The following is a 12,584-nucleotide window of genomic DNA, read 5'->3' as shown; positions in this document are numbered from 1 at the left end:
AGGAGCTTTTTAATGAATACTAAAGTGCTTGTTATAGACGATGAAATGCATATAGTTGAGCTATTAAAATTCAATTTGGAGGTGTCAAATTACGAAGTTAGTTATTCATATGATGGATTTGACGGATTTATAAAGGCTAAGGAAATTAAACCAGATTTAATACTTTTAGATTGGATGTTACCAAATATAAGTGGAATAGAAGTTTTGAGAAAAATAAGAAGTGATAAGGACTTAAAAAATATTCCTGTTATAATGCTTACTGCTAAAAATATGGAAAATGACAAGGTTGAAGGGCTTGAAATAGGTGCTGATGACTATATAACTAAGCCATTTAGTATAAAAGAGTTGTTAGCTAGGATTAGTTCTGTTTTAAGGAGATATAATTTGACTAGCTTAGGTGAAGAAAACAATATACTTACTACAGGTAATTTAAAACTAGATTTATCAAAACATGAAGTTACCAAAGGCTCTGAAAAGATAGAGTTAACTCTTAAGGAATTTGAATTGTTAAAATTATTAATTCAAAATAAAGGAAAAGTACTTTCAAGAAATTATCTTTTGGATAAAATATGGGGGTATGAATACTATGGAGAAACTAGAACAGTAGATGTTCATATAAGATATTTAAGAAAAAAAATAGAAGATGAAGATAAATCGGAAAAATATATAGAGACTATAAGAGGTGTAGGATACAAAATAGATTAAAAAGGTTATATTTTAGGAGTGTTATCTTGTGGAAGATTTAAATAGTATATATTTTTTTATTGTTATGTTGTCCATAGCCATTGTTATATTAGCTGTAAGATACACAATAACATTAAGGAAATATTTAAAAGAGTTTATATACGTCTCAAAAAAAGTAAGTAATAATGAATATCATGCTAGGCTTAACATATCAGCCAAAGGAGAACTTGGCGAATTAGCTAGAAATTTTAATCATATGATAAAGAATATGGATAAAACCTTAGAAGAAGTACAGTATAAACATTTACAGCTAAGGTCTATATTAAAGAGTATATCTCATGGAATTTTAGCTATAGATGTAAATGGAAATATACTTCTGATAAATGATGAAGCAAAAGAAATGATAAAGAGTGAACCAAATCAATTAGTTGAAGGTCATAATATTAATGTTGTAATAAAAGAAGAAGAAATATTAAAACAAATACTTCAATTTATTGGTTCTAAAGATAATGAAACTGCTAATATTACTACTAAAGATGATATCGTATATAAGATAAAAGTAGACCCAGTTTATCTTCAGAATACTAACAACGTAATAATAGGTTCGATAGTAAATATAGAAGATATTACTAAAAAAGTTAAACTTGAAAATATGAGAAGTGATTTTGTTGCAAATGTAAGTCATGAACTTAAAACACCACTTACATCTATAAGTGGGTTTGTTGAAACACTAAAGTCAAATGAAAATATAGATGTGAATACTAGAAATAGATTCTTAGAAATAATAGAAAGCGAATCAGATAGATTAAAAAGGTTGATTGATGATATATTGCTGTTATCATTTGTAGAAAATAAAGATACTCTTCTTATGGAAAATGTTGTAGTATATGATGTATTTAAAGAGGTATATGAAATAACTCAACATTCAGCTAGTGAAAAAAATATAGAAGTTTTATATAAATGTGATGATAAATCAATAAGTATACTATCCAATAAAGACTATATAAAGCAAGTGTTCTTAAACCTAGTTGATAATGCTATAAAGTATACCCAAGATAATGGGATTGTACAAGTTGTAGTGTTAAAAGATGAAGAAAAAATCGTAATTAAAGTTATAGACAATGGTGTAGGGATACCAAAAGAAGATGTAGAACGCATATTTGAACGATTTTATAGGGTAGATAAAGCAAGAAGTAGGGATGTAGGAGGAACGGGTTTAGGATTGGCTATAACAAAGCATATAGTCAAATCACTAAATGGATGTATAAAAGTAAAAAGTGAACTTGGCATTGGTAGCGAATTTATAGTTACAATATTACAAAAAAATTTCCTTAAATAGAAGGGAATTTTTTTTGTTTTTTGCACAAACTATATAAGAGAAGGAGCTGAGAAAATGGAAGAAAGTTTATTGAATGCAAATTTATTTAGACACTCTTTTATAGTTGCATTAGTTGTAGGAATATTATGTAGAGGATTAGTTTTAAGAGTTACAGACAAACAATACCCATCAAGACCACAAGATTATTTAGAACAGATAATTATATCTGGGCTTTCAGCTTCGTTAGGTGCTATAGCATTACCTGCACTTATAGATAAGGAGTTTGCAGCCTTGACATTTTTTGCAGTAGCAATACAACAGTTTCAAGGTCTTGCAGAACAAGAAAGAATAACACTAAAGAATATCGATAATGAAGAATTAGTACCAAAAGGAGACGCTTACGTTGAAGAAATAGCATCTACGTATGAATCTAGAAGTTATATAAGTCTTTTTTCTGCACTGGTATCTTCGATAGTTTATATCGTTTTTGCAAGAAAGTATGGCCTTAGCTTTTTTTATTGCACAATCTTAGCTATTGTGTCAGGAGCTATTGTTGGTTTGATTTTTAGAAGATTTTTAAGAAGGAACAGTATAGCAGATATAGCAGATATAGTTCCTGCAAAAATAAGTTTTGAAGGACCTATTTTAATGGTAAATGGTGTAATAATAACTAACATAGGTCTAGAAAGTACAAGAGAAAAGTATAGAAATGAATGTCTGGCTATAGAAGTTATACCAAGAGATTTAGGTGCATTTGGAATAGTAAATGATATAGGGCAAAGACAAGCTATAATACATAATCTATTTATTCATATGGGGATAGATAGAGATGTAGATGAGGTTGATATTGTTGCTATATCTAAGACCAATTTAGAAAAAAGTACTGTGGTTATACCATATATGCCAATACTCAAAGATATAGATGTCATGATAGATGTAGTGAAAAGTACACCTATCATAGAAACATCAAAAGGAAAGCAGAGTGATTTTTCTAGAAAGACTTTGTAGATTTACATGTAAAATTTCAAATTAAATATTTTAGGAGTGATTTAATGGATAGAGTATTTTTTGTTGCTGTTATTATTGGTATAACATCTAGAATTATAATGTTGAATTTAGACCAAAAACAGTATCCAACGCAACCAAATGTTTTACTATCTCAACTTATATTAGCATTCGTCGCTTCTTCATTAGGAGCATTATTGGTTCCAGCTCTTATAAATCGTTCTTATACATCTATAACTTTTTTATCCCTAGCAGCAGAGCAATTTAGACAAGTGAGAGCAAATAGAAGAAATACATTGCAAAACTTAGAGGAAGTTCAACTTGTAAAGAGAGGAGCTGCATTCATAGAAGAGATAGCTAGAACCTATGAAGTAAGAAATTATATGTGTATAGTTACATCTTTTTTAACAATAGGATTGTATTATGTAATACTTGCAGAAACGAAAATAAGTGAAGGAATGAGTTTGGTAATAAGTTCAATTTGTGGATTAGTGTTAGCCTTTATATTAAAAAAACTTCTTACTAGAAAAAGTATTGGAGACATAGCTGATGTAATGCCTGCTGAGATTAGTTTTGTAGATGAGTCTATATTGAAGGTAGGAGATTTAAAGGGAATAACAAATATAGGTCTAAAAAGTGATAGAGAAGTATATATTAATAGAGGTGTAGGAATACAAATAATTCCTAAAAATAAAGATTATGCTAATGCAGGGATATTATTTGACTCAGGTCAAAGACAGGCAATAGTATACAATATATATTCAAGGTTAGGTTTATATGGAGATTATGGAGAACCTTCATTCGTACCATTACCTAGAAGGAATAAAGAGGATGAAAGTATAATGATTGCTTATTTACCAGTAGATAAGAATGTGGAAAAAGTAATGGAAGCCGTAAAGTCATGCCCAATACTTTCAAGTTCTAAAGGAAAAAACTTATCACTAAAAAATTATAAAATAGGAAAGAAAGGAAGTGCATAAGATGGGAATGGATATAGGTTTAAATGAATATACACTAGCTATAGTTACGTTGGATAAGAATATGAAAAATGGTGGAGGTTGTCCAATATTTTATGCAAATGATGAGAAAGACTTACAAAATAAGGCATTGTTGATGTCAAAGTGTGTAGGTGGAATGGTTCATGATATGACAAATGGGACGTTAATCATAGTAAAACATTAAATTTATAAAATTTTTTTAAGAACAAATAATATTCAAATTTTTAAGAAACTTAAATTTGAATATTATTTGTTCTAATCTATTTTATAGCTATTTACTTATATTGACTATTAGAATTAAAATGTGTTATTATGACATGAAATGCTTAAAAATGCTATCATAAAATATAACAAATAAATAAATTGCATATTAAAATACATTATAATAAGCATTGATGAATACAAAAGAGTGGTGAAAATATTGGAAGTAAATGTAAAAAAAGTAAATAATATTATAAGTAAGGTTTATAAAGATAGTATTGCAGAAGAAATGGGTATAGAGGTAGGAGATTTACTTATATCTGTGAATGAACAGCCAATACATGATATAATAGAGTATAGATTCTTACTAAGTGATGAATATTTAGATGTAGAAATACAAAAAAAAGATGGCGAAGTCTACATATACGAGATAGAAAAAGACTATGATGAAGATTTGGGTGTTGAATTTACAAATCCGATAATTGACCAAGCTAAAAGCTGTAGAAATAAGTGTATGTTTTGTTTTATAGACCAATTGCCAGAAGGTATGAGAGAAACTCTTTATTTTAAAGATGATGATTCGAGATTATCTTTTTTACAAGGAAATTTTGTCACACTTACAAATATGAGTGAAGAAGATATAAATAATATTATAAAATATAGAATAAGTCCTATAAATATATCTGTGCATACAACTAATCCAGAGTTAAGACAAAAAATGATAAGCAATAAATTTGCAGGAAAATTATATGGTATAATGAAGAGATTGGCAGATGCTCATATAGAAATGAACTGTCAAATTGTTTTATGTCCAGGTATAAATGATGGAAAGGAATTGGATAGAACAATAAAAGAACTAGCTCAACTTTATCCATATGTAAACAGTGTTGCGATAGTTCCAGTTGGGATTACAAAGCATAGAGAAAATCTAGTAGAATTAAATATATTTAATGATAAGAGCGCAAGTAAAACTATAGAGCAAATACATCAAATACAACAGAAATATCTTGAAAAATTAGGTACTCGATTTGCATTTTTATCAGATGAATTTTATATACTATCTAATAGTGAATTGCCTGGATATGAAGAATATGAAGGTTTTTTACAGTTTGAAGATGGTGTAGGTATGATACGTAAGTTAAAAACAGAGATTGAAGAGTATCTAAATATATTGCCTGAGAATATTCTAAAAAGAGAGAAGAAAGTATCAATAGCTACTGGTCATTCTGCATATGAATTTATACAGAGTATGGCAGATGCTATGATGGACAAGTTTAAAAATCTTCAAGTAAATGTATATGAAATCAAAAACAAGTTTTTTGGAGAGACAATAACTGTATCAGGTCTTTTAACAGCTAAGGATTTAAAAGAACAACTTGAAGATAAAGAATTAGGAGAAGCTCTTTATATAACAAGAAGTATGCTAAAAGCAGATGAAGAAATTTTCTTAGATAATATTGAATTAAATCAATTAGAAGAACTTATGAGAATAAAAATTATCCCTTGTTTGAATGAAGGAAAAGATTTTGTGGATAAAATTTTAAAATAGAAAACAAAAGATGGAAGGAGAAATAAAATGAGTATAAGTAGGCCAGTTGTAGCTGTAGTTGGGAGACCAAACGTTGGTAAGTCTACAATATTTAATAAATTTGCAGGAAAAAGGATATCAATAGTTGAAAATACACCTGGAGTTACAAGAGATAGAATATTTGCTGAAGTAGAATGGTTAGATAAATATTTTACATTAGTGGATACAGGAGGAATTGAACCTGATAGCGAAGATATAATATTATCTCAAATGAGAAATCAAGCCATGCTTGCAATGGACATGTCACATGTAATACTTTTTATAGTTGATGGTAAAGCTGGAATAACAGCTGCTGATAAAGAAATTGCACAATTGCTTAGAAAGACAAAAAAACCAGTAATCTTAGTGGTTAATAAGATTGATAGTCAAAGTCAATTTGATAATATATACGATTTTTATGAGTTGGGATTTGGAACGCCTTTTGCAGTTTCAGGAGCCAATAGTATGGGATTTGGAGATTTATTAGATGAGATAGTTGAAAATTTTCCAGCAGGATTAGATACAGAGTATGAAGAAGATATAATAAGAGTAGCTATAACAGGTAAACCAAATGCAGGAAAAAGTTCTATACTCAATAAGATACTTGGAGAAGAAAGAGTAATTGTAAGTCCAATTGCAGGAACTACTAGAGACGCAATTGATACTTATTTTGAAAAAAATGGACAGAAATTTCTTCTAATAGATACAGCAGGGCTTAGAAGAAAAAGTAAAATATATGAGACAATAGAAAAATACAGTGTAATAAGAGCTATGAGTGCTGTAGATAGAGCAGATGTAGTATTGATAGTAATAGATGCATTAGAAGGTGTAACAGAACAAGATACAAAGGTTGCAGGTATAGCACATGATGAAGGAAAAGGATGCATATTTGTAATCAATAAATGGGATTTAATAGAGAAAGATAATAAGACTATGAGTAATTACACAAAAGATATAAAAGAAAAATTTCCATTTATGATGTATGCTCCAATCGTATTTGTTTCTGCAAAAACTAATCAAAGAATGAACAAGATACTAGATACAGTTGAATATGTGTCAAATGAACATTCTAAGAGAATATCAACTTCAGCACTGAATGAAGTAATTGGAGAAGCTGTAATGTTAAATCAACCACCATCTGACAAAGGTAGAAGATTAAAAATTTACTATGGGACTCAAACTGACATTAGACCTCCTAAAATTACATTGTTTATAAATGATAAGGATTTAACTCACTTCTCATATCAAAGATACCTTGAGAATAAGATAAGAGAAAATTTTGGATTTGAAGGAACTTCCATAAAGTTTGAGTATAGACAAAAAAATAAAAAATAAATATCTTAAAATATAACTAAAGGGGGGAAATTCAGTGGAGATATTTAGTTATATAATTATTGCTGTAGTTGCATATCTTTTAGGAAATATATCTACCTCATACATAGTTGCAAAGCGAATTGCTGGGGTTGATATAAGGACTCAAGGTTCTGGTAATGCAGGTTCGACAAATGTACTTAGGACACTTGGAAAAAGAGCAGGAGCAATGACATTTTTAGGTGATGTTCTTAAAGGTGTAATGGCTGTTTTAATATCAGAATTTGCAGCAAGATTGGTTGGAATAGATACTCTTTTAGCTGGATATCTGGCAGTTATATGTGTTGTAGCAGGTCATAATTGGCCAGCGGTTTTAGGATTTAGAGGAGGCAAAGGTGTTGCAACTTCACTAGGGGCAATGCTAGCTGTAAATCCAGTAATAACACTAATGTGTCTAGCAGTATTTATATTGGTGGTAGCTATAACAAAGTATGTTTCATTGGGTTCTGTTGTAGGAATAGGATGTTCACCAATATTTATGATTATGGTAAAAAATAAAGCTGGTTTAATAGTAGCTCTGTTCTTAACTGCATCAGTAATATATAATCACAGAGCAAATATAAAGCGATTATTAAATGGGACAGAGAGAAAAATTGGTCAAAAGAAAGAATAGTAAATATATTATACTCAGGTGGTGTTAAACATGGAGAAAGTATGTGTATTAGGTACTGGAAGCTGGGGAAGTGCATTAGCTTTAGGGCTTGCAAAAAAAGGTAATGATGTGAGCATGTGGACTCGAAAAGAGGAACAAGCTAAAAAAATAAACAGAACTAAAGAAAATACAGACTATTTACCAGGAGTATTATTTCCAAATAATATAACTATAAGTACTGATATAGAAAAAACTATAAAAGATTGTAAGGTGATAGTTTTAGCAGTTCCATCACAGGCTGTAAGAAGTACTTGCCAAAAAATAAAACCATTTATAAAAGAAGGACAAGTTATTGTTAATGTAGCTAAAGGTCTTGAAAAAGGGACTGGGCTTAGATTATCTCAAGTCTGTGAAGAAGAATTACCACAAAATCCATATGTAATACTATCTGGGCCATCTCATGCTGAAGAAGTAGCAAGGGATATTCCTACTACCGTAGTAGTTGCTTCTAAAGATTTAAAAATAGCACAGATGATACAAGATTTATTTATGAGCCCTAAACTTAGAGTTTATACGAATCCAGACATAGTTGGAGTAGAACTTGGAGGAGCATTAAAAAATATTATAGCATTTGGAGCTGGGATATGTGACGGATTAGGGTATGGTGATAATGCAAAAGCTGCCCTTATGACAAGAGGTATTAGTGAAATGAGCAGACTTGGAATTGCTATGGGAGCTAATATGTCTACCTTTGCAGGTCTTTCAGGTATTGGAGATTTAATAGTTACTTGTACAAGTATGCATAGTAGAAATAGAAGAGCTGGTATACTCATAGGTAAAGGTATGAGTTTAGAAGATACTTTAAAAGAAGTAAAGATGGTTGTAGAAGGCATAACTGCTACTGAAGTAGCACATGATGTTTCTGAAAAATTAGATATAGATATGCCTATAACTAATGCTATATATTCTGTAATAAAGAAAGGTTCAAATCCTAAAGAAGTTGGAATAGAACTAATGATGAGAAGTAAAAAGCATGAAATGGAAGAAGTAGTTTTAGGTGATGATATATAAACTATTGTATAATAAATAATAAATTTATTTTAGGGGTGTCTCAAAATGAACTTTTTAGTTTACGAGGCACTCTTTTTTATATGAAATTAAATATATTTTTATTATTTCAACAATAAAAAAGGCTTATCTCTATTTTGAGACAGCCATATTTTAATTTTATTTAGCATGTTTTATTATGTATTCAATAGAAGAAATCATTTTCATAGTTAATTCATCATCATCAGAATTTTTTCCTGTGTTCTTTTTTAAGAATAATAGATTTTGATAAAAAGAAATAATTATATCATTGATTATGTCTAAATCTTTAGCTGGTATATATCCAGTATCTACAAGGTTGTTTAATAGTATCTTATTTCTTTCCTTTATACTTTCTCCTGTAATCATTAAAGATATGTCACTATCATGAATACCTAAATCTTCTGGAAACATATCATAATATTGTTTTGTTATATAGCTAAGTTCATCACTAGACAAGTTAAAAAATACCTGGTAAAAAGCTTGAGCATTATCAAAAGAATGCTTACAAAATAATTTCCACATAATTATATATTTCTTATATTCATCATTGACATTTTCTATACATCTTGAAATATTCAAGTTATAATCTTTAAAATATTTTATAGATGCAAATGATATTAAATGGTCTAAATTTTTAAAGTATTTATATAGAGTTGAACTATTATAGCCAGCCATATCTGCAACCTTACGAAGTGTAATATTTTCTATACCTTCGTTTTCCATAATATTTTGAGCAGCTTCTATGAAATACATCAATATCCTTTTCTTTTGTAATTCTTTATTTGTCATTTTATTCACCTACAAATAATCAATATAGTTTATATAATCGTGATTTTATCATTAAACTTACCATAAATCAAGAATAATATTACAAAATACAATGTATACTCGTTATATTTTAGATAATTTAAAATCACTAGAATATAAAAAATTTTTTAAAATAAAATCATGATTGACAAAATAATCATGATTATGATAAAATAATCACAAATAAAATTAATTTACATACAAATACGACAAGTACTAAAAATATTAAGAATTTTAAAATAATATATTCATCCTTGTTGTATTGAATAAATTATCTGAATATTAAGAAAGAGGTGCATTATGTCAAATAATATGAGACTAGAAAGATTGAGAAAGTACATGAATGAAAAAAGCATTGAAATTGCTTTAATATTTGAACCAGACAATCAATTTTATATTAGTGGATTTAAAGCAATAACTTATTCTAGACCAATTGTAACAGTAGTAACTCAAGATAAAATAGAATTAATAGTACCTGGATTAGAAGAATTACATGCTAAAGAAGTTGCAAAAGTTGATAATGTATATGTGTATTATGAAATACCAGAAATGAAAGAACATGGAATATCACATAAACATTACTTAGATATAATTTTAAATAAATACCCTAAAGGAACAACTGTTGGAATAGAAAAAGATATAGTATCTGCAAGCTTTTCAGAGTATATAACTGATAAGTCATTTGCTATCAAAGATGTTGGAAGTAAAATATTTGAAATGAGATATGTAAAAGATGCAAAAGAAATAGAATTTTTGAAGATAGCAGGTTACCTATCTGATATAGGAATAAAAGGGTCTTTAGAAAATGTTAGAGTTGGGATGAGTGAATTGGAGTTTGACGTTGCAGGGGATAATGCTTTACTAAAATATGTTTCTGAAAATTATCCTGATACATATATAGGATTTGCAAACTGGACTTGTTCAGGGATTGATAGAACAGCACAACCTCATTTAGATTCCAATACTAGAATACTTCAAAGAGGAGATATAGTAATACATAGTAGACAGGTTTGGTATGAAAACTATAGAGCAGAAAATGAAAGAACTTTTATTATAGGCAAACCAACAGAAAGACAAAAAGAAGTGTTTAAGATTGCAGTAGAGGCTCAACAAGCTGGATTAGATACAATAAAAGCTGGTATACCAGCAAGAATGGTGGATGAAGCAGCAAGAGCTGTTGTTGCAAAGTATGGTCTAGAGTTATATTCAAATCATAGAATTGGTCATGGTTTAGGTTTATCAGAACATGAAGAGCCATATTTAAGATTTGACAATGAATTAATATTAGAAGAAGGAATGGTATTTTCTATGGAGCCAGGGATATATATACCTGGAGTTGGAGGATTTAGACACTCAGATACAGCAATAGTAGGTAAGAATGGTGCTACAATTATAACTAATTATCCAAGAAGTGTTGAAGAACTTATACTTGATATTTAAGTCAATACATTGTGTATGAGTCTGAATAAATTTGAAATTGGAGGAATTACAGTGAAAAAGAAAATTGGATTTTGGGATTTAGTATTTATGAATATATCAGCACTATTTGGGATTAGATGGATAGCTAAATCTACTGCCTCTAGTTTTGGATTGGGTCTTGGTTCTATACCAGTTTGGTTATTGTTTGCTTTTATATTCTTTGTTCCTGCATCACTTATATGTGCAGAGTTGGCTGCAACATATCCAAAAGATGGTGGACTTGGAGAATGGGTTAAACAAGCTTATGGAGAGAAGTGGGGATTTATGGTGTCATGGCTAAATTGGACATCAAAGATATTTTGGTATTCTTCTTTCTTGACTTTTTTAGCGATAAATATTGCATATATGCTTGGAAATCCAGATTTATCAAACAATAAGATGTTTATTTTAGCACTTTCACTCATAATATTTTGGCTGTTGTCCTTAGTAAGTACTCGTGGGATGGCATTTGGAAAATTTTTTACGAATACAGGAGCATTAGGTTCTACAATTCCTGCTATATTACTTATAGTGATGGCATTTATGTCTGTAGTTATTCTCAAAAAAGCTCCATCAGCATCGATATATACAATCCAAAATATAATACCAAAAATAGATGCCAATTCATTAGTTTCTATATCTGCTATAATATTTGCATTATCAGGAGCTGAAACGACTGCTAATTTCATAACCGAAATGGATAATGCTAAGAAAAACTTTCCTAAAGCTATATTAACTGTGGCTGTTTTAATAGGAGGAATCTATATCTTAGGTTCAGTAGCAATAACAATGATACTTCCTCCAGATAAAATTGCAGCATCTACAGGGATACTAGATGCATTAGCTAAAGTTGCACAAGATTTAGGTATAGGAAGTTGGTTTATAAGAATAGTAGCATTTGGAATAACTTTATCAGTACTAGGAGCATTAATACTTTATATAGCAGGTCCAGTAAAGATGCTTTTTGGAAATGTAAGAGAAGGTGTATTTCCTAAGCAATTGACTGTTACAAATAAATACAATATACCATCAAATGCAGTAATAGTTCAGGCTATAATAGTGAGTCTACTTCTTGTAGGAACAAACTTATTACCATCAGTAGATAATATATACAATGTTCTTGTTACTATGACAGCATTAACAGCATTATTTCCATATGTCTTGCTTTTTACATCTTATATTAGACTTAGAAAGACAAGACCAAATGAAGAAAGACCATATTCAATTGCAAAAAGTGATTCAGTTTGTATCAATATTGCCAGAATGGTACTTGTAGTAACTGTAGTTGGCATACTTTTCTCAACGGCACCAGTTATGGAGACTTTAAAAGATAATATAATCTATGAGATTGAAATGATAGGAGGAGGTCTTTTTGTTATAATAACAGGTTTAATGCTATGGAAGAACTATGAAAAAAAGATATCTAATAACTCTGGACGTTAGTATAAATAAAAATATAATTATTATGGTGAGCTAAAAGAGTTTACTTTTAGC

Annotated in this window: 12 protein-coding genes; 11 read left to right on the top strand and 1 reads right to left on the bottom strand. The window is 29.4% G+C overall.

The window, feature by feature from the left end:
* Positions 1-12 precede the first annotated feature (12 nt).
* From CDIF1296T_RS13920 to CDIF1296T_RS13880, 9 genes are all read left to right on the top strand, one after another.
* On the top strand, positions 13-705 hold the full coding sequence (locus CDIF1296T_RS13920; protein ID WP_003416112.1) for a winged helix-turn-helix domain-containing protein: 693 nt from the start codon (positions 13-15) through the stop codon (positions 703-705).
* A gap of 28 nt (positions 706-733) precedes the next feature.
* Complete coding sequence (locus CDIF1296T_RS13915; RefSeq protein WP_003426968.1) at positions 734-2,023, top strand: HAMP domain-containing sensor histidine kinase; 1,290 nt, start codon at positions 734-736, stop codon at positions 2,021-2,023.
* Between the two features lie 54 nt (positions 2,024-2,077).
* A complete protein-coding gene (locus CDIF1296T_RS13910; RefSeq protein WP_004454954.1) occupies positions 2,078-3,010 on the top strand; it encodes a YIEGIA family protein in 933 nt (310 codons plus the stop codon).
* Between the two features lie 44 nt (positions 3,011-3,054).
* Positions 3,055-3,987, top strand: a complete 933-nt coding sequence (locus CDIF1296T_RS13905; RefSeq protein ID WP_004454952.1) for a YIEGIA family protein — start codon at positions 3,055-3,057, stop codon at positions 3,985-3,987.
* A 1-nt stretch (position 3,988) separates the two neighbouring features.
* The gene (locus CDIF1296T_RS13900; RefSeq protein WP_004454951.1) at positions 3,989-4,189 is read left to right on the top strand and encodes a capping complex subunit for YIEGIA; all 201 of its coding nucleotides are present in this window, start codon (positions 3,989-3,991) and stop codon (positions 4,187-4,189) included.
* Positions 4,190-4,426: 237 nt separating this feature from the next.
* On the top strand, positions 4,427-5,755 hold the full coding sequence (locus tag CDIF1296T_RS13895) for a DUF512 domain-containing protein (RefSeq protein WP_009897818.1): 1,329 nt from the start codon (positions 4,427-4,429) through the stop codon (positions 5,753-5,755).
* A 27-nt stretch (positions 5,756-5,782) separates the two neighbouring features.
* On the top strand, positions 5,783-7,108 hold the full coding sequence (gene der / locus CDIF1296T_RS13890; RefSeq protein ID WP_003426959.1) for a ribosome biogenesis GTPase Der: 1,326 nt from the start codon (positions 5,783-5,785) through the stop codon (positions 7,106-7,108).
* A 34-nt stretch (positions 7,109-7,142) separates the two neighbouring features.
* Entirely contained in the window at positions 7,143-7,757 is a 615-nt protein-coding gene (plsY, locus tag CDIF1296T_RS13885; protein ID WP_003426957.1) for a glycerol-3-phosphate 1-O-acyltransferase PlsY, read from the top strand.
* 30 nt (positions 7,758-7,787) lie between these two features.
* Positions 7,788-8,807, top strand: a complete 1,020-nt coding sequence (locus CDIF1296T_RS13880; RefSeq protein ID WP_009897815.1) for an NAD(P)H-dependent glycerol-3-phosphate dehydrogenase — start codon at positions 7,788-7,790, stop codon at positions 8,805-8,807.
* A 156-nt stretch (positions 8,808-8,963) separates the two neighbouring features.
* Here CDIF1296T_RS13880 and CDIF1296T_RS13875 read toward each other — a convergent pair whose 3' ends face one another.
* Positions 8,964-9,614, bottom strand: a complete 651-nt coding sequence (locus CDIF1296T_RS13875; RefSeq protein ID WP_003426952.1) for a TetR/AcrR family transcriptional regulator — start codon at positions 9,612-9,614, stop codon at positions 8,964-8,966.
* Between the two features lie 318 nt (positions 9,615-9,932).
* On the opposite strand from CDIF1296T_RS13875, the gene CDIF1296T_RS13870 reads away from it, so the two are divergent.
* Both CDIF1296T_RS13870 and CDIF1296T_RS13865 read left to right on the top strand, forming a co-directional pair.
* Positions 9,933-11,072, top strand: a complete 1,140-nt coding sequence (locus CDIF1296T_RS13870) for a M24 family metallopeptidase (protein ID WP_004454949.1) — start codon at positions 9,933-9,935, stop codon at positions 11,070-11,072.
* A gap of 15 nt (positions 11,073-11,087) precedes the next feature.
* Positions 11,088-12,533 (top strand): APC family permease, encoded by a 1,446-nt coding sequence (locus CDIF1296T_RS13865; RefSeq protein WP_012816315.1) that lies wholly within the window; start codon positions 11,088-11,090, stop codon positions 12,531-12,533.
* Positions 12,534-12,584 lie beyond the last annotated feature (51 nt).

Origin of the sequence: Clostridioides difficile ATCC 9689 = DSM 1296 (genome assembly GCF_001077535.1) — a bacterium.
GTDB classification, from domain to species: Bacteria; Bacillota; Clostridia; order Peptostreptococcales; family Peptostreptococcaceae; genus Clostridioides; species Clostridioides difficile.
This window is presented reverse-complemented; position numbering and strand designations above follow the sequence as displayed.

Bases quoted from the DNA above. Each gene is read 5' to 3' on its own strand.
- CDIF1296T_RS13865 (WP_012816315.1), top strand. From the start codon at position 11,088: ATGAGTCTGAATAAATTTGAAATTGGAGGAATTACAGTGAAAAAGAAA.
- CDIF1296T_RS13870 (WP_004454949.1), top strand. From the start codon at position 9,933: ATGTCAAATAATATGAGACTAGAAAGATTGAGAAAGTACATGAATGAA.
- CDIF1296T_RS13920 (WP_003416112.1), top strand. From the start codon at position 13: ATGAATACTAAAGTGCTTGTTATAGACGATGAAATGCATATAGTTGAG.
- CDIF1296T_RS13875 (WP_003426952.1), bottom strand. From the start codon at position 9,614: ATGACAAATAAAGAATTACAAAAGAAAAGGATATTGATGTATTTCATA.
- der (WP_003426959.1), top strand. From the start codon at position 5,783: ATGAGTATAAGTAGGCCAGTTGTAGCTGTAGTTGGGAGACCAAACGTT.
- CDIF1296T_RS13900 (WP_004454951.1), top strand. From the start codon at position 3,989: ATGGGAATGGATATAGGTTTAAATGAATATACACTAGCTATAGTTACG.
- CDIF1296T_RS13910 (WP_004454954.1), top strand. From the start codon at position 2,078: ATGGAAGAAAGTTTATTGAATGCAAATTTATTTAGACACTCTTTTATA.
- CDIF1296T_RS13905 (WP_004454952.1), top strand. From the start codon at position 3,055: ATGGATAGAGTATTTTTTGTTGCTGTTATTATTGGTATAACATCTAGA.
- CDIF1296T_RS13880 (WP_009897815.1), top strand. From the start codon at position 7,788: ATGGAGAAAGTATGTGTATTAGGTACTGGAAGCTGGGGAAGTGCATTA.